Annotated in this window: 22 protein-coding genes; 10 read left to right on the top strand and 12 right to left on the bottom strand. The window is 46.5% G+C overall.

Annotation, left to right across the window (positions count from 1 at the left end; all coding sequences use genetic code 11):
* Positions 1–7 precede the first annotated feature (7 nt).
* From BQ9893_RS19020 to BQ9893_RS18990, 7 genes are all read right to left on the bottom strand, one after another.
* Positions 8–1,027 carry a rod shape-determining protein gene (locus BQ9893_RS19020; protein ID WP_005640987.1) on the bottom strand — a complete coding sequence of 340 codons (1,020 nt, stop codon included), beginning with the start codon at positions 1,025–1,027 and terminating at the stop codon, positions 8–10.
* Between the two features lie 5 nt (positions 1,028–1,032).
* Positions 1,033–2,556: a bifunctional phosphoribosylaminoimidazolecarboxamide formyltransferase/IMP cyclohydrolase gene (gene purH, locus BQ9893_RS19015; protein WP_075967511.1), complete on the bottom strand. Its 1,524-nt coding sequence runs from the start codon at positions 2,554–2,556 to the stop codon at positions 1,033–1,035.
* A gap of 162 nt (positions 2,557–2,718) precedes the next feature.
* The gene (locus BQ9893_RS19010; RefSeq protein ID WP_075967510.1) at positions 2,719–2,907 is read right to left on the bottom strand and encodes a hypothetical protein; all 189 of its coding nucleotides are present in this window, start codon (positions 2,905–2,907) and stop codon (positions 2,719–2,721) included.
* A gap of 140 nt (positions 2,908–3,047) precedes the next feature.
* Positions 3,048–3,959: an outer membrane beta-barrel protein gene (locus BQ9893_RS19005; protein WP_075967509.1), complete on the bottom strand. Its 912-nt coding sequence runs from the start codon at positions 3,957–3,959 to the stop codon at positions 3,048–3,050.
* A gap of 20 nt (positions 3,960–3,979) precedes the next feature.
* A complete protein-coding gene (locus BQ9893_RS19000; RefSeq protein ID WP_075967508.1) occupies positions 3,980–4,447 on the bottom strand; it encodes a DUF6108 family protein in 468 nt (155 codons plus the stop codon).
* 12 nt (positions 4,448–4,459) lie between these two features.
* On the bottom strand, positions 4,460–5,005 hold the full coding sequence (locus BQ9893_RS18995; protein ID WP_075967507.1) for a hypothetical protein: 546 nt from the start codon (positions 5,003–5,005) through the stop codon (positions 4,460–4,462).
* 3 nt (positions 5,006–5,008) lie between these two features.
* Positions 5,009–5,503 carry an RNA polymerase sigma factor gene (locus BQ9893_RS18990; RefSeq protein WP_075967801.1) on the bottom strand — a complete coding sequence of 165 codons (495 nt, stop codon included), beginning with the start codon at positions 5,501–5,503 and terminating at the stop codon, positions 5,009–5,011.
* 172 nt (positions 5,504–5,675) lie between these two features.
* Between BQ9893_RS18990 and BQ9893_RS18985 the strand changes: the two genes are divergently transcribed.
* Positions 5,676–6,161, top strand: coding sequence for a PepSY-like domain-containing protein (locus BQ9893_RS18985; RefSeq protein ID WP_075967506.1), 486 nt, complete (start codon positions 5,676–5,678; stop codon positions 6,159–6,161).
* Positions 6,162–6,178: 17 nt separating this feature from the next.
* Here BQ9893_RS18985 and BQ9893_RS18980 read toward each other — a convergent pair whose 3' ends face one another.
* The gene (locus tag BQ9893_RS18980; RefSeq protein ID WP_075967505.1) at positions 6,179–6,811 is read right to left on the bottom strand and encodes a DUF3256 family protein; all 633 of its coding nucleotides are present in this window, start codon (positions 6,809–6,811) and stop codon (positions 6,179–6,181) included.
* Between the two features lie 82 nt (positions 6,812–6,893).
* Here BQ9893_RS18980 and BQ9893_RS18975 point away from each other — a divergent pair, with 82 nt between their 5' ends.
* Positions 6,894–7,082: a transcriptional regulator gene (locus tag BQ9893_RS18975; RefSeq protein WP_075967504.1), complete on the top strand. Its 189-nt coding sequence runs from the start codon at positions 6,894–6,896 to the stop codon at positions 7,080–7,082.
* Between the two features lie 133 nt (positions 7,083–7,215).
* Here BQ9893_RS18975 and BQ9893_RS18965 read toward each other — a convergent pair whose 3' ends face one another.
* Complete coding sequence (locus BQ9893_RS18965; protein WP_075967503.1) at positions 7,216–8,112, bottom strand: DMT family transporter; 897 nt, start codon at positions 8,110–8,112, stop codon at positions 7,216–7,218.
* Positions 8,097–8,879 (bottom strand): tRNA pseudouridine(38-40) synthase TruA, encoded by a 783-nt coding sequence (gene truA / locus BQ9893_RS18960; protein ID WP_075967502.1) that lies wholly within the window; start codon positions 8,877–8,879, stop codon positions 8,097–8,099. The genes BQ9893_RS18965 and truA overlap by 16 nt, the downstream gene beginning before the upstream one ends.
* A 127-nt stretch (positions 8,880–9,006) precedes the next feature.
* Between truA and BQ9893_RS18955 the strand changes: the two genes are divergently transcribed.
* Both BQ9893_RS18955 and BQ9893_RS18950 read left to right on the top strand, forming a co-directional pair.
* Positions 9,007–10,605 carry an aspartate:alanine exchanger family transporter gene (locus BQ9893_RS18955; RefSeq protein WP_075967501.1) on the top strand — a complete coding sequence of 533 codons (1,599 nt, stop codon included), beginning with the start codon at positions 9,007–9,009 and terminating at the stop codon, positions 10,603–10,605.
* 381 nt (positions 10,606–10,986) lie between these two features.
* Entirely contained in the window at positions 10,987–13,107 is a 2,121-nt protein-coding gene (locus BQ9893_RS18950) for an HRDC domain-containing protein (RefSeq protein WP_075967500.1), read from the top strand.
* Positions 13,108–13,146: 39 nt separating this feature from the next.
* Here the strand turns inward: BQ9893_RS18950 and BQ9893_RS18945 are convergent, their stop codons facing one another.
* Together BQ9893_RS18945 and BQ9893_RS18940 are read right to left on the bottom strand one after the other, a co-directional pair.
* A complete protein-coding gene (locus BQ9893_RS18945; RefSeq protein ID WP_075967800.1) occupies positions 13,147–13,767 on the bottom strand; it encodes a DUF4923 family protein in 621 nt (206 codons plus the stop codon).
* A 100-nt stretch (positions 13,768–13,867) separates the two neighbouring features.
* Positions 13,868–14,866, bottom strand: coding sequence for a class II fructose-bisphosphate aldolase (locus tag BQ9893_RS18940; RefSeq protein ID WP_075967499.1), 999 nt, complete (start codon positions 14,864–14,866; stop codon positions 13,868–13,870).
* 227 nt (positions 14,867–15,093) lie between these two features.
* Between BQ9893_RS18940 and BQ9893_RS18935 the strand changes: the two genes are divergently transcribed.
* The 6 genes from BQ9893_RS18935 to wecC all read left to right on the top strand — a co-directional run bounded on the left by BQ9893_RS18935 (position 15,094) and on the right by wecC (position 21,403).
* Positions 15,094–15,348: a type B 50S ribosomal protein L31 gene (locus BQ9893_RS18935; protein ID WP_008150452.1), complete on the top strand. Its 255-nt coding sequence runs from the start codon at positions 15,094–15,096 to the stop codon at positions 15,346–15,348.
* A gap of 225 nt (positions 15,349–15,573) precedes the next feature.
* On the top strand, positions 15,574–16,671 hold the full coding sequence (locus BQ9893_RS18930) for a phosphotransferase enzyme family protein (protein ID WP_075967498.1): 1,098 nt from the start codon (positions 15,574–15,576) through the stop codon (positions 16,669–16,671).
* 124 nt (positions 16,672–16,795) lie between these two features.
* Positions 16,796–17,359: a Crp/Fnr family transcriptional regulator gene (locus tag BQ9893_RS18925; RefSeq protein WP_075967497.1), complete on the top strand. Its 564-nt coding sequence runs from the start codon at positions 16,796–16,798 to the stop codon at positions 17,357–17,359.
* A gap of 81 nt (positions 17,360–17,440) precedes the next feature.
* A complete protein-coding gene (locus tag BQ9893_RS18920) occupies positions 17,441–18,604 on the top strand; it encodes an acyltransferase family protein (RefSeq protein WP_075967496.1) in 1,164 nt (387 codons plus the stop codon).
* A 443-nt stretch (positions 18,605–19,047) separates the two neighbouring features.
* Positions 19,048–20,184, top strand: a complete 1,137-nt coding sequence (locus tag BQ9893_RS18915; RefSeq protein ID WP_075967495.1) for an MraY family glycosyltransferase — start codon at positions 19,048–19,050, stop codon at positions 20,182–20,184.
* 13 nt (positions 20,185–20,197) lie between these two features.
* Positions 20,198–21,403 (top strand): UDP-N-acetyl-D-mannosamine dehydrogenase, encoded by a 1,206-nt coding sequence (gene wecC, locus BQ9893_RS18910; RefSeq protein ID WP_075967494.1) that lies wholly within the window; start codon positions 20,198–20,200, stop codon positions 21,401–21,403.
* Position 21,404 lies beyond the last annotated feature (1 nt).

The raw sequence follows: 21,404 nt of genomic DNA, 5'->3' as shown, positions 1-21,404 counted from the left end.
CTTATATTTACCGGATAAGGAAATTAAATTTGTCGATATTCTTCAACGCAATCCCCGTACCTCTGGCAACAGCATGCAAAGGATCGTCTGCCACATGGAATTCGATCCCCATCTTATCGCGCAAACGTTTGTCGATGCCACGCAGCAAAGCGCCGCCTCCGGCCAGATAGATGCCGTTTTTCACGATATCGGCATACAATTCGGGAGGTGTCTGTTCCAACGCGCTCAGAACAGCCGCTTCAATCTTTGAGATCGATTTATCGAGACAATGTGCAATCTCCTGATAGGAAACAGGCACTTTCATCGGCAGAGCTGTCATCTGGTTCGGACCGCATACTTCAAAATCTTCAGGAGCGTCTTCGAGGATACTCAAAGCGGAGCCGACATTGATCTTGATACGTTCCGCCATACGCTCGCTGACACGTATATTATGTTGGCGACGCATATATTCCACGATATCGTTCGTCAGGTCGTCACCCGCCATTTTGATGGACTTGTTGGAAACGATGCCCCCCAGCGAAATCACCGCGATCTCGGTCGTACCGCCACCTATATCGACAATCATGTTTCCTTCGGGCGCAAGCACATCCATACCGACCCCGATAGCGGCAGCCATCGGTTCAAAAACCATATATACTTCACGGCCACCGGCATGTTCGGCAGAGTCGCGTACGGCACGGATTTCAACTTCCGTACTACCCGACGGGATACCGATCACCATACGGAGCGAAGGAGCGAACCAGCGTTTACGTCCGCTGGCCATTTTGATCAATCCACGCATCATCTGCTCGGCAGCGTAGAAGTCGGCTATGACACCTTCGCGGAGCGGACGGATCGTACGAATATTCGGATTGGTCTTTTCGTACATCTCTCGTGCCTGGCGTCCTACCGCCAGTACCTTTTCCGAACGAGCATCCAGAGCGATCACGGAAGGCTCATCCACTACCATCTTATCATTACAGGTAATAATGGTATTGGCAGTCCCCAGGTCCATTGCCAATTCTTGTGTGAAAGAAAATAATCCCATTTTAATTAGTGTTTAAAGTGACGAATACCCGTCTTAACCATAGCCAAGCCATGTTCGTTGCAATAATCAACAGACAGCTTGTCGTTAATAGAACCTCCCGGCTGGATAACGGCTGTGATACCGGCTTTGTCGGCTATTTCCACACAGTCGGCAAACGGGAAAAACGCATCAGAAGCCATAACGGCGCCATTCAAGTCGAAATTGAATGAAACAGCCTTCTCGATAGCTTGTTTCAACGAGTCCACACGTGAAGTCTGTCCGATACCGCTTGCACAAAGCTGTTTGTTCTTCACCAGCGTGATAGCGTTAGACTTGCTGTTCTTCACAATCTTGTTGGCGAACAACAGGTCTTCCACTTCCGGAGCTGTCGGTTTCTTTTCCGTCATCGGTTCCAGATCGGCTTCACCCTGAATGCTAAGGTCTTTTTCCTGCATCAACACGCCGTTCAGCAATGAACGGAACTGCATCGAACAAGTCTTGCATTCCTTACGGATCAATATAATACGGTTTTTCTTTTGTTTCAATACTTCAAGAGCATCGGCATCATAAGCCGGAGCGATGATCACTTCGAAGAATATCTTATTGATTTCTTCCGCCACTTCCTTGTTTACGGTCGTATTCGTGATCAGGATTCCTCCGAAAGCAGACACCGGATCACCGGCCAAAGCATCTTTCCATGCTTCCACCACGTTGCCGCGAGAAGCGATACCGCAGGCATTGTTATGCTTCAGGATGGCGAATGTCAGTTCGTCGAATTCATCGATCAGATTTACAGCAGAGTCGATGTCGAGCAAGTTGTTGTAAGAAATCTCCTTTCCATGCAACTGGTCGAACATATTGTTGAACTTGCCATAGAACTTGGCAGCCTGATGCGGGTTTTCACCGTAGCGCAGATGCATAGGATCGTCTACGGAAGCACGGAAATGCGAGCCTTGGCGATCGTCGAAATAATTGAAGATTGCGGAATCGTAGCCTGAAGAAACGGCAAACGCTTCTTTGGCAAACCATTTACGGTCTTCGATAGACGTCTCTGCTCCTTTCTCGTTCAGCAACTGCATCAACGGCTGATACTGAGCTTTGGATGCGACGATCACTACATCGTTGAAGTTCTTTGCAGCGGCACGGATAAGAGAAATGCCGCCTATATCTATCTTTTCGATAATTGCCTGTTCTTCCGCACCGGAAGCGACTGTTTCCTCGAACGGATACAGATCGACAATCACCAAGTCTATTTCAGGAATTTCATATTGCGCGATCTGAGCCTGATCGCCTTCATTGTCACGACGGTTCAAAATGCCGCCAAACACTTTCGGGTGAAGTGTCTTCACACGTCCGCCCAAGATAGAGGGATAGCCGGTCAGGTCCTCTACCGCATCGCAAGGAAGTCCCAGTTCTTCTATAAACTTCTGAGTACCACCCGTTGAAACGAAACTAACACCTTCGCGGTGGAGCTTTTTTAAAATTTCATCTAATCCATCTTTATGGTATACCGATACCAATGCACGTTTAATACGTTTTGTTGCAGCCATCTTCGTTGGGTTTATTTTAATGTTTTAGAGCACAAAAATAGAGATTTATTTTCAATATGTATATAAGGTATGAAAATAATTTCCTAACACCAACTATTAAAGAGTGCTACATAAAGCGAAAAAAACGGCCGTCCGCAAACTTGCGAAACAGCCGGGAGCAAATTACTTATCCTGAGACGTTTTCAATGAATCTTCAATAATCTCCTCATTTTCGTCTGCCTCTTCTATCGTTTCGTCCAATTTGGTCACATCATGACTCGTGCAATCATCGGACAAGACCGGGCGCGGAGTAAGTGTTTCATTCTCCAATTCGGAACTTTCGTCCCACAAAGTGTTCATTATTCCAGCCATAATTATCTGTGTTTTATTCGTTAATACGGAGATAAAACAAGCCGGAAGGCTAAATTGTTGAATCCGAACACGCCCGGTCTTTCATGCGACTATCATCCATCCTCATGATTTGCCAGTCTACTTTGGAAGGCCAAACAAGATTAAATATGCAACTGCACCCCCAAAGAAACAGGGTGGACTTTCGGACCTTTGTCTTTTTCAAACAGACCGAAAGGAGAATATTTGGCATAGAAACCGATGCAACCGACACCTGCCTGAAAAAGGAAATCCATTGTTACCGGACGAAGGTTCATGCCCCGGTCCATCTTTTTCTTATGTTTGTCACCATCTGCATCATGATAGACGATTTTGGAAGAAGAAATAGTTTTGATCACACCAACGACACCGCCGGAGACAAAGAAACGCGGAGACTTGCGACGATGTTTCGGCGACTGCCATTCAAGCAAGATCGGAATTGTCAGGCTGGTGATATTCAGTTTGCTGGCATCGTAAACGACTCCTTCGGGAGCGGGAACCAACTGTGTCACACCGTCCACTTCCTGAAAATGAGCGTTCATATCCAGCCGATAACGGCTCCAGCGCATACCGGCTCCTGTCACAACCGCCCACCTGTAACGGGAGAAGGGGAAACTGAACTCCATAAAATTCAAATTATACTCCAACGAATTACCGCTGCGAAGCGAAACGCCGTCCACATCATTGATCCCGTCGCTACCGGAGAAGTTGGCGAAGCCCATGCCGAAGCCGGCCCAGTGCGGATCGAAATCCTTGTCCCAGGAAGGGATCGGGATATTGATGGATTTGATATGCTTGCGCCGTTCGTAGCTCTGCCCGTCACGGTAATGCCCCTCGAAGACCATTTCACTATCTATCGAATCGCCTTCTTCGGTCAGTTCATACACTTTCACTTTCATCCGTTCGCCATTGTCTTTCACGACGATACGTTTGTTTTCCAACCGGATGACCGTATCAGCCGGCATCGGTTCGACATCTGCAGCCAGCAATCCGATGGCAGGAAAGCATGCGGCTATGATCAGTAGAAATCTTTTCATATTTTTTCTTGTTTATCAGTTTATAAATCTTTTTTGGTAAATAAAATAGTGATCAGGTCGTCACTGTCCAGTTCGCCTTCGATATAGACCAGCGTGATCGTTCCTTTGGAATTGACTTTGAACAGGACAAAACGGTTCACGTCCGGATCTTTGCCCGGAAGTTGGTAATAAGCGGAAACCACTCCCCCGTCATCCGTCACCTCCTTGATCTTGCGTGCTCCCTGTTGATCGGCTTCGAGGCATTGCCGGGTAAAGCGAAGAGCTTCCGGATCGTTCTTGATCGTGATGCTCTTGTAGCGCGTCATGCCGTATGTTTCCAGCATTTCATTGGAAAGCTCCACCATCGTGACATTCTTCTTTTTTCCGTAGCGGGTAAAGACATCCTGTATCTTCAGGTCTTTCTGCGTTTCGGCAGCTTCCACACCACCGGCCGGCAACAACATCAAGGTTGCCAACATTATTAATAATGTATATTTCAACTGTTTCATCTTGATATTCTTTTATTCGTCCTCACTAAAAAGACTACCTAATTCTTTTAACTGATTATCTATTATTTGACGATCTGCCTCATCCTTATCCATCTCCGGGAAGTAGTCATCGGCAGGAGTGGCCACCTCCTGCAACGCTTCGACTGCCAGCGAACGGACTTTATGAATGTCGGTATAGCAACGACCGTTTATCACAACATAGTTATCGGAACAGAAACAGGGATCGGCAGGATACAGCAGACGGGTGAGGCTCAACAGAGCCAACACGCAGGCTGCCACGCCGGAAAGGATATAAAGGACTGCACGCTTCCGGTTCTTTGGACGGAGCTGAACGGATACAGGTTCGGGGTCCGAATCCGGTTCGCCAACTTGCGCTTCCGCATCACGCTCTATTTCTTCGTCGAAATAAGCAAAGAGAGGAATATAAGCAGCCAGATGTTCCGGCACTTTCCCCGAAGCGAAAAAAGCACGGATCAGCCTTTCTTCCGCGGCAGAAGTCTCACCTTCGAAATACCGCTCCAGCAACTCCTCTATCATATGTAGATTCCTCTTTCCCATAAATTATAAATCTCTCATTAACTGTTCCCGTATCTTTTTCCTGGCTCTCGAAAGATTCACCCGAACCGCTTCGACCTGAGTGCCTGTTATCTCCGCTATCTCCGCCAACTCATACCCTTCGACGTCTTTCATCCGGATAATGGTTTGCTGAAGTGAAGGCAGCTTGCTTATCAGCCAACGGATACGGTCTACCGTATCGTGCTGTTCCAGTTCTTCCGCCGGATTTCTTGTTCCCGAATCGAGCGAAAGCGAAGTGATATCCATACCTTCCGGCCGATGCTGTTTCAGTTTGTCCAGTGCCAGGTTCTTGGCCACTTGTACAGCCAGTGCCTCGACACTGTTATAGCCGTCCAGCTTCTCGCGAATCTGCCACAATTTCAGAAAAGTCTCCTGCACGATGTCCTCTGCATCCGACCTGTCCTCCATCATCCGCCACGAAATATTGATCAACTTATCCCGGAGCGGCAGCACGGTTATTTTAAACGTTTCGAGTTCCATTTCTGCTATTATGACGACAAAGAAACGAAAACATAACATGGAAAACCCGGAAAAAATAAAAAAAGGCATATTATCATCGAGGCAGACAACCTTGACGAGACAAGAATTGTTTCTTTCGAGACAGAGTTCGATCGGGGACTCATCACGAATAGTAACAATAAAAAAACAAGTCATGAGAACTAAATTATCCGTCTTGCTATTGTGTTTATGCAGCCTCACATTGCTCGCTGCATGCAGCAACAACCGGCAAAAACAAAAAGCACCTGCCGAAAATATCGCAGCCCCTATCCGGGACTTTCTGAAGCAAAAGTATCCGACCGCAACAATCCTGAAATCCGAAAAGGAGAACAACGGGACGGAAGTGGATATACAAGAAAAGAATCTGCACAAAGAAGTATGGTTCGACACGAAAGACCAATGGGTTTCCACACATTGGGAAATCAATGCCCGCAACGTGCCTGCCGCCATTATGGATGCGTTGCAAAGCTCCGCCTACAATCAATATAAAGTAGAAGATATCACGGTGATCGAACGACCGGACGGCCTGTTCTACGATTTCAAACTGAAACAAGACAACAACGAGATACATGTCGTACTCGACTCCGAAGCACAGATCGTAACCCAAGGTTCGACCCTTGCTCCGGGATACGACTGGTAGATTCATATCCGCCTCTCTTATTTGAAGTGGAATTTTTCCCAGGTATAGACTTTTGGCGTGTTTTTCAGGAAAGGTTCCACCTGCTTGCGCTCGGCTTTTGTCAGATATTGGGGAGTCGTATATTCGACCGTCAACGTCTGGTTGTCAGGGCTGAGCGAATATTTCCGCAAGTCCATGTCCAGACGGGCAGTTGCTTCGATAAAGGCAGCCCGGTTTTTATCGGCATCGTCTTTGATAAACCACTCTGCCGGAACGGGAGTATACAGGTCTTCCGCGTTCAACGGTTTCCAATCTGTCGTAAAAAACTCGATTTGGCTGTCGGGGACGGGACCGTATACGGTCGTGATCATACAAATAACATAGGTATCGTTCACCAGTGGCAACAGCTTCATCTCCACCGTGCTGCGGTCCGTCACTTGCAACAACAGGTAATCATCCGTCAGCTTTTTCAAGGTGGAAAAGCCGTTCATGGTGTTTTTCAGCTTCGCTTCCTTTCCTGAATTATACAAATCTATCAAATCCTTACGCCAGGCATTTTCCAGTTGGGGGACATATTGGTCGGGCATAACAACAAAGACTGCATCCATCTCCTGTGCCTTCATTCCCCACACAAACACACAAAGCAATATAGAAAAAAATAATCGTCTCATATCTTAAATTGAATTTATAGGGAGACAAAGATAAAAATAAAATATCTACCTTTGCCATAAGTAATCATAAAAGGTAACGTATATGAAAACAGTAGGAGATAAAATATTAATTTCTCCAGACCTTACCCACTTGCCCAATTGGATAGAAGGTACAATTATAGAAATTGAAAACAATCCATTTGTGGGTGTTGTCATCTCAGCTGAGACCGAAGACGGAAATATCTTCTTCGGAAAAGAAGACCTATTCAAATCTCAAAACAGAAAAGTATAAGTGATGATTTAGGAAACCTTTTTAGAGCTATAGAAGCTCTAAAAAAAATTCCTTGGTTCCGAGAATCAGTCCGTGACATCAGAGGGTATAAAGTTGAAAACTGGTCAAACTTTACAGATATAGTAAAAGATTTTTAGCGCGTACCGAGATACAGGAATATCATTCCTAATAATACTAAAAACAGATCGATCGCCTTGCTTTTCAGGTTCTTTTCATGGAAGAACAAAGCGCCGGCAAGGAAGGTCACCAAGACATTGCTGCGGCGGACCATCGAGACGATAGAGATCATCGAACCGGGGAAAGTAAGGGCATAAAAATAAATCCAATCCGCCACGCAGAGGAAGACGGAGATAAAGACAATGTTCCAGTGCCAAACAAAAGGCGTCGTGCTTTTCCGTCGCGGATACCAGAGGAACAGGAGGATCGGCAGCATCATCAGACACTGGTAGACATTGAACCATACCTGCACCGTCATCACATCCAAGCTTCCCATCAGATGTTTGTCATACAAACCGCTCGCCGCTCCGGTAAGGATGGACAAAACGGTAAAGAAAATCCATTTATTATGCGTGAAACGGATTCCCTCTTTTTTCCCGGACGAGGAAAGGAGGTAGAAAGAGGCAATGGAAAGAATCACCCCGATCCATTGGTACAGGTTCAGTCGCTCACCGAAGACAAGCATGGCTCCAACCAGCGTCACGACTGGTTGCGTAGCCTTGATGGGCCCGGTAATGGTCAACGGCAAATGCTTCAGGGCGAAATAGCCGAATATCCACGACGACAAAACGATCACAGCTTTTATAAACACAGCTACATGTGTCTCAAAGGAGACACGCGGCACATACAGCATCGTCCCGTCGAGCACATCCGTAAAGAACGACAGAAAAATGAAAGGGACGAAGATAAGACTGCTTATCAATGTATTGAAAAACAAAACCGGAATAACAGCATTGCCATCCAGCGAAATCTTTTTATTTACTTCATAACAACCTAAAAGAAAGGCGGAGATGAAGGCTAATCCGAGCCACATAAGAATTGAGAATTGAGAATTACAAACGTATTTTCGGGGTAGGTGACATCGACCAGATAGAGCGCATGTCCGGGAGCGGAGGTTCCGGCACGACCGCGGTCCTTGGCTTCGATCACCTGGCGGAAACCGTCGATGGAAAGCTTGCCCCGCCCTACTTCCAGAAGCGTCCCGACAATGGCACGCACCATATTGCGCAGGAAACGGTCTGCCTGTATGGTGAAAACCCAAACATCGCCTTCCTGCTCCCAACCGGCCTCATAGATGCGACAGTTGTTCGTCTTCACATCCGTGTGCAACTTGCTGAAACTGGTGAAATCTATATAATCGAACAAAACCGAGCAAGCTTTGTTCATCGCCTCGAAATCGAGTTTTCCCGGAATTTTATAGACCAGTTCGTAATTGAACGGATCTTTCCGTGTCGTGATATAATACTTATATGTACGCGAAGTGGCATCGAACCGGGCATGCGCATCGGGACGAACAGGCACGATACGATAGATCGCGATATCCTTGGGCAGCAAACGATTCAGCTTCTCCGCCAGAAAGGCGAGGTCGGCAATCGGTTCCTGCCAGTCGAAATGAGCCACCATCAGGCGGGCATGCACTCCGGCATCCGTCCGCCCGGCTCCCACGATCGGGACCGGCCGGCGCAATAAAGTCGCCAATGCATCTTCGATGGATTGCTGTACAGTGGTTCCATTCGGTTGTATCTGCCAGCCACAAAACTTTTTGCCGTTATAACCTAAATATATAAAATATCTGTTCACGTCGGAATATCCTGCTTCTGTTTTTTAATTCGGGTACAAAGGTAACAGAAATCTCGCCAGAGGATTGCCTATACTGACAGAAAAGTGTAAATTTGCAAATATAAATCTTTACAAAAAACTATTCGACATGTTTGAAACATTGCTTCAATCGTCCTATTTTGCCTTGTTCCTGATTATCGCCTTAGGGTTCATGTTGGGCAGAATACAGTTCAAAGGTCTCTCCCTCGATGTATCAGCCGTTATCTTTATCGCTCTCCTGTTCGGCCATTTCGGGGTAATCATTCCTAAGGAACTGGGAAATTTCGGCTTGGTACTGTTCATTTTCACCATCGGCATACAAGCGGGCCCCGGTTTCTTCGACTCCTTCCGTTCGAAAGGAAAAACACTGATCATACTGACACTCCTGATCGTCGGTTCGGCCAGTCTCACGGGCTTGGCTCTTAAATATGCAGTCGGGATCGACACGCCGAGCCTTGTGGGCCTGATCGCCGGGGCGCTGACCAGCACACCGGGACTTGCCGTTGCGATCGACAGCACGCATTCCTCTTCCGCTTCCATCGCCTACGGTATCGCCTATCCGTTCGGGGTGATCGGTGTGATACTTTTCATAAAATTACTGCCGAAGTTGCTGCGTAAGGATCTTGTCGCCGAAGCCAAAGCGCTCGATACACAGCGGAAAGGGAAATATCCTCCGTTGCACACGGCGACTTTCCGCATCACCCACGCCAATATATTCGGGAAAACACTGGCCCAGTTACAACTCCGTTCCATGACGGGTGCTGTCATTTCCCGTGTGAAACATAAAGACCGGACAAGCATACCGGTCGCGCAAACCATCCTGCACGAAGGAGACATGATCAAGGCTGTCGGCAACGACAATTCTTTGGAACAACTAACGCTTCTTGTCGGCGAACGTGTAGAGAACGACCTTCCTTTCGGCAGCACGCAGGAACTGCAATCGCTGTTGGTAACAAACAAGGAGGTCATCAACAAGAGCCTGGGCTACCTGAATCTGCAACGCACGTTCAACTGTACCGTCACCCGTGTACGCCGAAGCGGGATCGACCTCTCGCCCGAACCGGACCTGTTGCTGAAATTCGGCGACAAGCTGATGGTGGCCGGAGAAAAAGAAGACATAAAGGAATTGGGGCAAGTGTTCGGGAATGACGAGAAAAAACTTTCCGATACGGACTTTTTCCCGATTGCGGCGGGTATTGTCCTCGGAGTGTTGTTCGGAAAGCTGAATATTTCATTTTCGGACTCTTTTTCTTTCTCGCCCGGTCTGACAGGCGGCATCCTGATTGTCGCGCTTGTCCTGAGCGCAATCGGCAAGACAGGCCCGGTCATTTGGTCCATGTCCGGTTCCGCCAACCAACTGCTCCGCCAGATCGGTCTGCTTCTGTTCCTCTCCGAAGTTGGGACATCGGCCGGTGTCAACCTGGTGTCGACTTTCCAGGAGAGCGGCTGGACATTGTTCGGAGTCGGGATGGCGATCACAATAGTACCGATGATCATAGCCGTCCTGTTCGGGCATTTTGTCTTCAAAATACACATTCTGGACCTGATCGGGACGATCGCCGGAGGAATGACCAGCACACCGGGGCTTGCCGCTGCCGATTCGATGAGCGACAGCTCCGCTCCCAGCATCGCCTACGCCACGGTCTATCCGATTGCTATGGTGTTCCTGATCCTCTTTATCCAGTTTATTGCCGTATTGGTGGCATAAGAGACGGATTACCTCGGCATGAAAATAAATTTTCCATATAGGGAAAAAAACCGCCCCCCCCCCCCAGCATCCCCTCCGCCCCGTTTTATCCTTTTTTTTTGTTTTTCCTGATCTTTTTTACCCATTTTTTCGCCTTATTGTTGACAAAAGAAACGAATTACCCGGAAAAAAAAAAAATTTTTCAAAAAAGAAAAAAAAATTTTTCAATATAAAAAAATTTTTTTTCCCCGCCGATGAAAATTTATTTTCACCAAAACGAAAACGCTGAAAATATTTATCTATCCGTTTTTTCCCTAATTTCGTTTCCCCCTCTGGTTAATGTCTTGACGATTCTAATATTTTGTGTAATTTTGTAAGGACTAACAATTTTACAAAATTACCATGCAGACAAACCAACAGTTTGACCTCGCCTTCAACTTATTACAGAACACCGGAACCAACCTTTTTCTGACAGGTAAAGCCGGAACCGGTAAAACCACCTTCTTAAAAAGGCTGAAAGAGGTTTCACCCAAGCGGATGATCGTCGTGGCGCCAACCGGAGTAGCGGCCATTAATGCCGGAGGCGTCACCATTCACTCCTTTTTCCAACTGCCGTTCGGCCCTTACCTTCCGTCTTCATCTTCGGAAGGTAAAAAAGATTTCAAGAACCAGTTCCGCAAGGATAAGATCAACATCATCCGCAGCATGGACCTGTTGGTGATCGACGAAGTCAGTATGGTACGTGCAGACCTGCTGGATGCCATCAGCGATGTCTTGCGCCGCTACAAAGACCACAGCAAACCGTTCGGAGGAGTCCAACTGTTGCTCATCGGAGACTTGCAGCAATTAGCGCCTGTTGCCAAAGACGATGAATGGAATTTGCTGAAAGAACACTATCCGTCTACCTTCTTTTTCGACAGCAAGGCGTTGTCGGAAAGTAATTATTTCTGCATCGAACTGACACATGTCTATCGACAAAGCGACACGAACTTCATCAACCTATTGAATAATATCCGCGAGAATCGTTTCGACGACGAGACCTTGCAGCAGTTGAACCGGCGGTACATTCCTGACTTCCGGCCGGACGAAGAATCGGGCTACATCACGCTCACGACACATAACTACCAGGCACAGCAGATCAACAACCGGAAATTGGCGGAACTGCCCGGACTGCCTTATACTTTTCAGGCCGAGATCAACCATGAGTTTCCGGAATATTCTTACCCGACCGACGACAAGCTGACTCTGAAATGCGGTGCACAAGTCATGTTCGTCAAAAACGATTCTTCTTCCGAAAAGCGATATTACAACGGGAAGATCGGGAAAATCGTATTTATCAATACCAACAAGATAACCGTAGTCGACCGGGAAGGCAACGAAATCGTTGTAGAAAAGGAAACCTGGAACAACGTGAAATACACGATCGATCCCGAAACGCAGGAAATTACCGAAACGATTTCGGGTACATTCAGCCAATATCCGCTGAAAACAGCTTGGGCGATCACTATCCACAAAAGCCAGGGGCTGACTTTCGAGCATGCCATCATCGACGCTTCAGCCGCATTTTCGCACGGACAGGTGTATGTCGCACTGAGCCGTTGCAAGACACTGGAAGGACTCGTTCTGAGCAGCCGGATCACCCGCAACGCCATGATCAACGATTCCCGGATACAGGAATTCATTTCAACGGTCGACAGCCGCCAACCGCACGAAGAGCAAATACAGGCTGCACAACAACTTTATTTCACGAAACTGATCTGCGAACTGTTCGACTTCAACAACCTCCAGCAACGCATACAATATGCCGCCTTTATTGTGTACGGGAACCTGCAAAAACTATATCCGGAACTGAGCGTGCAATATTCCAACACCCGCGATGCGTTTCGTTCCACGGTCACAGATGTCGGCGAACGATTCATCCTGCAATTGAAAAGGCTGATAGCCGATAATACCGATTACCTGAAAGACAACATGATACAGGAACGTGTCCGTAAAGGGGTCGCTTATTTTCTGGAGCAGATAGACCGCCTTTGCACTCCGCTGCAGAACGTATCGAACGTGGAAATCGACAACAAAGAAACACGCCAAACAGTCAAGAGTGCACTGGACAAATGGAACGAAGACCTTCGTATCAAACTATCGACCCTGCAAGGTTGCCAAGAGGGATTCACAATTTCCGGCTATCTGTCTGCCAAAGCCAAAGCGAGCATCGAACAGCCACCTGCCCCGGCTACACGCAAACGTTCCGAAAAATCATCGGAAACAACCAAACTCGAAATATCGGCCGACATCAAACATCCGGAACTATACACCAAATTAAAGCACTGGCGTTATGAACTGGCTACCGAAAAGGGCCTTCCCCCTTACACCATCCTGCAACAAAAAGCCTTGATCGGTGTAGTTAACACCTTACCCGTCAGCGGACGCGATCTTCTCAAAATTCCAGGTATCGGGAAAAAGATTGTCGAAAATTATGGCGCAAAGTTGTTGGAAATAGTAGACGAATACAGGAAGGGTGAATAATGTGCCAATGGGATATTGGGATATTGGCACATTATCCCATTATTTTTTCAGCTCGAAGCCCATCTTCATCCCATCATATTGGCTTGCCAGCTTATTGAGAGCCTGCAAGGTCGTATTTTTAGAGACAGCAGACAGTTTTGTAAGGAAATCAAGTAATTTATCTGCATCGAAAAGTAAAGAGAGCTGGTCATTGGTGACAACGACATGAGCCGTCATCGTCGTCAATTTCGACTTTCCGATCCTGCCATAGTGCAGCTCCATCGTCTTGTCGTCCGCATTAAACGAATAAGTACCTTTCAATGTACGGCCTTTCAGGGCACTGGTGAATGTACTGTCGGTGTTAAAAGTATAATTGAATGCACCTTCAATGATCCCGACTTTCGCACAATAGTCTTTCAGTTTCTTTTCCATCTCCGAAGAGGCCACGCTTGCCGCCACATTCTTCAACGCATTGTCACCTTCCAGCTGGATGGCAGGATTCACATACGTCCACGTACCTGCCAGATTTTCCACCGTCAGTTTTTTCCCTCCGGTCACAGCCGTTACGGCGTCTTTCACGGCTGCTGAATTCAAAATGTCTTTAATCGACTGTCCGTACGCCGCATCCGACACGGACAATATGCCACAAACGGCAACCCCCAAAATCCAATTTTTTTTCATATTCATCTATTCTTACTCATGTTTACAGCATGCAAATATACAAATAAAAAAGGGACACCGGCCGGTGTCCCTTTTCATATATTCGCTCCACGAACAAAAATCAGAGTTTATCGTTAGAACCAAGTACGTTGATAATTTTGTGCTTGTACAGCTTTTCCATATTATCACGAGCCGGACCCAGATATTTACGCGGGTCGAATTCAGCCGGTTTTTCAGCGAATACCTTACGAATAGCAGCCGTCATAGCCAGACGAGAGTCTGAGTCGATGTTGATTTTGCAAACAGCAGACTTGGCAGCCTTACGCAATTCTTCTTCAGGAATACCGATAGCAGCCTTCAGAGCACCACCGTATTTGTTGATTGTATCAACTTCTTCTTGAGGAACAGAAGATGATCCGTGAAGAACGATAGGGAATCCCGGAAGTTTTTTCATTACAGCGTCCAATACATTGAATGCCAATGGAGGAGGAACCATTCTTCCTGTTTTCGGATCAATATGGCACTGTTCCGGTGTAAACTTGTATGCACCGTGAGAAGTACCGATAGAGATAGCCAAAGAATCGCAACCTGTACGGTGAGCGAAATCGATCACTTCTTCAGGATCTGTATAAGTGTGGTGGTCAGAAGAAACTTCGTCTTCAACACCTGCCAATACTCCTAATTCACCTTCTACAGTTACATCGAACTGATGAGCATAATCAACAACTTTCTTAGTCAGAGCTACGTTTTCTTCATAAGGAAGATGAGAACCGTCGATCATGACAGAAGAGAAACCTGAGTCGATACAACTTTTGCAAGTTTCGAACGTATCGCCGTGATCCAGGTGCAGAACGATCTGAGGATTCGGACAACCTAATTCCTTAGCATATTCAACAGCTCCCTGAGCCATGTAACGCAACAGAGTAGCATTTGCATATTGGCGAGCACCTTTAGATACCTGCAGGATTACCGGAGACTTTGTTTCAACAGCAGCCTTGATAATAGCCTGCATCTGTTCCATGTTGTTAAAGTTGAAAGCCGGAATGGCGTATCCGCCTTTGATGGCTTTTGCGAACATTTCTCTTGTGTTCACCAAACCTAAATCTTTGTAATTTACCATTGTTGTATATGTTATTACGTTAATGATTAAAAATCTCCCACAAAGATAATAACTATCCGAGAACATTATGCTTTTGAGCATATAAAATAACACAAAAGTGGCTCGAATAGAAAAAATAATTCAAAAATCTTTGTTTGTTCAACTCAAATCCATACCTTTGCAACCCAAAATACCGGTTACCAAACTAAAGTATAAGAATATAAATTAAAAAATAAGATAACAAAGCAATGAAAAAAGGAATTCATCCTGACAACTATCGTCCTGTAGTATTCAAGGACATGTCAAACGAGGACGTATTTATCACTCGTTCTACTATCAATGCAAAAGAAACGATCGAAATCGATGGTGTTACTTATCCGCTGGTAAAGGTCGAAATCTCAAGCACTTCTCACCCGTTCTACACTGGTAAGGCTAAATTGGTCGATACTGCCGGACGTGTTGATAAGTTCATGAGCCGCTACGGTAACCGTAACAAAAAATAAGACCAATCGACAATAGACAATTGGTTTAGATAAAAAAATAGAGAAAGGCCGTTCTGAAAAGGATGGCCTTTTCCTATTTTATCAGGAGACATCCATAAAGAAAGCGACTTCCATTTTTTATTTACAAAGATATTCTTACTTTTGTACGTAATTGATGATCGAAATGAATCCATTCCCTTATTTCATTCTCAATTGTCAGTTATCAATTATCAATTAAATAATGCCATGGCAAAAACGAAAGAACAATTACTAAACATCCTGGACCAGTTCCAGCTCACAGAGAAAGTAGTTTCCGCCGAACCATTCGGAAACGGACACATCAACGATACGCTGAAAGTAACAAACGAAAAAGGCGAAATCAAATACGTGCTGCAACGCATCAACCATCTGATCTTCACAAACGTGGACATGTTGCAGAACAATATCCAGATCGTTACTTCGCATATCCGTAAGAAACTGGAAGAAAAAGGCGAAAGCGACATCGATCGCAAAGTATTGACATTCCTTCCGACAAAAGACAATAAGTTGTATTATTTCGATGGAGACAGCTATTGGCGTGTTTGCCTGTTCATACCGAACAGCAAGAGCTACGAAGAGGTCAACCCGGAGCTGTCTTACGAAGCCGGCAAGGCTTTCGGCGACTTCCAGTCCATGCTGGCCGACATACCGGAAGGTACGCTGGGCGAGACCATACCGAACTTCCATAACATGGAATTCCGCCTGGAGCAGTTCCACGATGCAATAAAGGCCAATGCCGCCGGCCGCCTGGATGAAGTGAAAGACTTGATCGATGAAATCGAAAAACGTGCCGAAGCCATGTGTATCCAGGAACGCCTCTACCGCGAAGGCAAACTGAAAAAACGTACGAACCATTGCGATACGAAAGTCAACAATATGATGTTCGATGCCGAAACCAACAAGGTTTTGTGCGTAATCGACCTCGACACGGTCATGCCGGGCTTCGTCCTGTCTGATATCGGCGACTTCATCCGTACAGGAGCCAACACCGGTGCTGAAGATGACGAAAACCTGGACAACGTCAACGTCAACATGGACATCTTCAAAGCCTATACACGAGGTTACATGGAGAAAGCCAAGTCTTTCCTGACTCCTTTGGAGATCAAGCTTCTCCCATACGGTGGCCGTTTGCTGACCTACATGCAGACAGTCCGTTTCCTGACCGACTACATCAACGGCGACACGTACTACAAGATACACAGCCCGAAGCACAACCTGATCCGCACAAAGGCTCAATTCAAACTGCTCCAAAGCCTCGAAGCGCACGCAGACGAGATGGATGCGTTCATGAGCGAATGGCTGTAGGAACAAGACTATAACTCCATTGGCGGTTGGCAATCTGGCAGTAAAATAATACTGCCCGGTTGCCAACTGTTTTTTACCGGTTTTTCGTATCTTTGTGATTGACAGACAATGTCAAAACAACATCATGACAAATATATTAAATAAAATAAACTCATTGTTCCCTATCTCAGACGATACCGTTCAAATATTGAAAGAGAACGTGACCTACTGCCGCTTTCCTAAAAAATATCAGTTGATAAAAGCAGACACCTATTGCAAATCCGCCTTTTTCATCGAGAAAGGAATAACGCGTTCCTTTTGGCTGGTAGACGGCGAAGAGATTACGACATCGTTTGCCGGAGAAGGCAGCATAGTGTTCAGCATGGATGAACTGTATTACGGAAAGATAAGCGAAGAATTCGTCGAAACACTGGAAGAGGTGGAAGCCTACCGGATACCGCTGGCCACATTGACGCATCTTTTCGAAACCAACATCGAGCTGTGCAACTGGGGAAGAATCATTCACCAAAACGAATACAGACGTTTACACCGCAGCCACAAAGACCATCTGACCTTGTCGGCAAAGGAACGATACGAAGCGTTCAAAGAACAGTTTCCGGACGCATACCGCCGAGTGAACTTAGGATACATCGCCTCTTATCTGGGCATCAGGCTCTCCACACTCAGCCGGCTCCGATCAAACGGATAGCAGAATTTGACATAGGACAAATTTTTTATCCTCAAAAACAAATACATTTGCCACATATTACAAATATCTAATTCAATCTCAATGTCAGACACAACAATCTCTTCAGCCGCATTTGCGGATACCAAACCCCATTACGAACTTCTTGACGGATTGCGAGGGGTGGCAGCCTTACTGGTTGTTTTTTATCATATCTTCGAAGGCCTTTCGTTTGCAGCCGGAGGGACGCCCATCACAACGATCAACCACGGCTACCTGGCCGTCGATTTCTTCTTTATCCTTTCCGGTTTCGTGATCGGTTATGCCTACGACGACCGTTTGGGAAAGACTATGACGATCGGTAACTTTTTCAAACGTCGTCTAATTCGCCTCCATCCGATGATCATCATGGGAGTGGTATTGGGAGCAATCGCTTTCTTCATACAAGGTAGCGCCCAATGGGACGGTAAACATGTGGCAACCTCGGCAGTGATGCTATCCATGCTCTGTGCGATGTTTTTCATCCCCGCCTTGCCCGGCGCGAGATATGAAGTGCGCGGCAATGGCGAAATGTTCCCCCTAAACGGCCCAAGCTGGTCGCTCTTTTTCGAATATATCGGAAACATCCTTTACGCTGTATTCATTCACCGTCTTTCCACCAAAGCCTTGACCGTGCTCGTCGCTCTTTTGGGGATAGGGCTTGCCGGGTTCACGATCTTCGATGTTTCGGGGTACGACATGATCGGTGTGGGATGGACGCTCGACGGCGTGAATTTCCTCGGAGGTTCCTTGCGTATGCTCTTCCCCTTCTCGTTAGGGATGCTGTTATCCCGCAACTTCAAACCGTTCCAAATGAAAGGAGCCTTTTGGATTTGTTCGATCATTCTGCTGCTCCTCTTCTGTGTACCTTACATAAAGGTGGACAATGCTTCTATCAGCCTCAACGGACTATTCGAAGCTGTCTGTATCATCCTCATTTTCCCTGTCCTTGTCTGGCTCGGAGCCTCCGGAAAGACAACAGACAAACGTTCGACACAAATATGTAAATTCTTAGGCGACATATCCTATCCGCTCTATGCCGTTCATTACCCGATCATGTATCTGTTCTATGCTTGGCTGATCGACAACGAGCTTTATACTTTCGCTGAAATCTGGCCTATGGCAATAGCAGTTTATGTCGGCAGCATCGCCTTGGCTTACCTCTGCCTGAAGCTTTATGACGAACCGGTAAGAAAGTGGTTAGGCCAAAAGTTCCTGAGAAAAAAATAAATTCCTTTAGAAGTGTGTCAAAAAGCATTTGTCCCCATGTCAAGCGTGAGGACAAATGCTTTTTGACACACTTCCATATTTTGACACACCGCCACAAAGTTTCCAACCGATATCTCCGGTTACAATTACAAGGCATGCACTCGCTAAATATTCTTTCCTTTATTAACATACTATAATGTGTTCCATTTAATTAACAACCTCAAGCCACAGGTTGAATCGTAAACCATACCTCTTATTTTTCACCATTTATACCAATCTCAATCTTCCACATTTTCTCCCTGATTTTTAGGAAATGGTTTCTAAAATACCACAATTACAATCAAAAGCCAAAACGTTTTATTCCGGCCTCTTGTTACTTCTCAAACTATGAGAATAGTGGACAATCGCCAGAACATCTCTATGTGACTGACGAACTTTGTCGCATATAAACCGAGAGTTATTATATGATATACCTATTGATTTTATTAGCCTTCGCAATTTCATCCCTGATGTCTATGATCATTATTCCGAGGATTTTGGTCGTTGCGTTGAAAAAGCGGCTTTTTGACATCCCGGACAGCCGGAAAATACATAAAGGGGCTATCCCGAGACTGGGTGGCCTGTCTTTCGCTCCGTCGATCCTGTTTTCCCTCTCGTTCGTTTTCGCTCTCTATTGTGCGGGATACATGTACAGGCTGCAAATACCGTTCTGGTTGTTCACACATACTCTTTCGGAATTCTACCTGTTGGTTTGCGGGGTGATCCTGCTCTACCTCGTCGGGTTGAAAGACGACCTGGTAGGGATGCGCTACACCAAGAAATTCATGGTGCAGATTGTGGCAGCCTTACTCCTGCCGTTGTCGGGGTTGTGGATCAACAATCTCTACGGGCTGTTCGGGATACATGAACTGGCTTCCTGGATCGGTATTCCGCTCACCATCCTCGTGATCGTATTTATTACCAATGCCATCAACCTGATCGACGGGATAGACGGGTTGGCATCGGGCCTGAGCGGTTCGGCATTACTTGTGCTTGGCAGCCTCTTTTTGATTAATGGGATGTGGATATACGCTCTGCTGTCGTTTGCTACGCTGGGAGTACTGGTCCCCTTCTTCTACTACAACGTCTTCGGACAGGCAGATCACGGAAGAAAAATATTCATGGGTGACACAGGGAGCTTGACTCTGGGTTATATTCTGGTATTCCTCGCCATCCGCTATGCATCCTACAATCCGGACGTAGTACACTATTCCGCCGGAGCTATCGTGATCGCATTCTCGACACTGATCGTACCGATGTTCGATGTCGTACGCGTGATAATCGTACGGATATGCAACCACCAACCAGTGTTTAAACCGGATCGTAACCACATCCATCACAAATTTCTCGATATGGGCATGAGTGCACATAAAGCGATGATCAGTATCGTCATAATCGCTTGCTTGTTCAGCAGCCTCAATATCTTGTTGGTATCATTCGTGAATATCAATATCGTATTTGCCGGCGACATCGTGATCTGGGTGGCATTAAGCATTTGGTTCGAAAGGGGCGGAAACAAAAAAGAATCTTTAAAAGGAAAAGAATTGGTCAAACGAATTTAGAAAAAGACAAATAATGAAAGCATGTTTTATGGGACTGGGCTATATCGGCCTGCCTACCGCAACTATCGCTGCCGGAAGCGGTATTCAAGTTATCGGGGTCGATGTGGATCCTAAAGTAGTGGAAATGACAAACCGGGGGATTATCCATATTGTGGAACCGGGGTTGCAAGAGTTGTGCGCGGAAGCCGTGGAATCCGGCAAACTGAAGGCTTCAAATGTACCGGAAGAGAGCGATGTGTACCTGATTGTCGTTCCGACTCCGTTCAAAGGTAATCACGAACCGGATATTTCATATGTTGAAACAGCGACACGCATGGTCATACCTTTCCTCAAGAAAGGAGATCTTTTCGTTATCGAATCGACCTCGCCAATCGGGACCACCGAAAAGATGGCAAACCTGCTTTACGCATTGCGTCCGGAACTGGAAGGGAAAATATACATCGCTTACTGCCCGGAGCGCGTTTTGCCGGGTAACGTCATCTACGAGCTGATGCAAAACGACCGGGTGATCGGTGGAATCAACCCCAAATCGACCGAAAAGGCGATACAATTCTACAGCCGTTTTGTCAAAGGGACACTCCACAGGACAAATGCCCGGACTGCGGAGATGTGCAAACTGACGGAAAATTCGTCACGTGACGTCCAAATTGCTTTCGCCAACGAACTGTCGCTGATCTGCGACAAGGCTGGTATCAACGTATGGGAGCTGATCGAACTTGCCAACAAACATCCGCGTGTCAACATCCTGCAACCGGGTTCAGGCGTGGGCGGGCATTGTATCGCTGTCGATCCCTATTTCCTGACCTCCGAATTTCCCTATGAATCGCAACTTATCTCGAAAGCACGCGAAATCAACAACTACAAAGCGTTCTGGTGTGCCGAAAAGATCGAAAATGCCATCTTGCATTTCTTCCTCGAACATCACCGCAAACCGGTTGTCGCTCTGATGGGCCTCGCTTTCAAGCCTAATATCGATGACCTGCGCGAATCGCCAGCCAAGTACATCACATCGAAAGTCCTCCAACGTTCAGCCGACACAGACATCCTGGTTGTCGAACCCAATGTTCATGAACATACTGTATTCAAGCTGACCGGTTATAAAGAGGCTTACGACCGCGCCGATATCGTCGCCTTCCTCGTTTCCCACAAAGAATTCAAAAAATTACCATACGATGAAGAAAAAGTGATCCTGGACTTTTGCGGAGTGTTTAAGAGATAGG

This window comes from Parabacteroides massiliensis, assembly GCF_900155425.1.
GTDB classification, from domain to species: Bacteria; Bacteroidota; Bacteroidia; order Bacteroidales; family Tannerellaceae; genus Parabacteroides; species Parabacteroides massiliensis.
The sequence above is the reverse complement of the archived record's forward strand: the minus strand, read 5'-3'. Positions and strand labels throughout refer to the sequence as shown.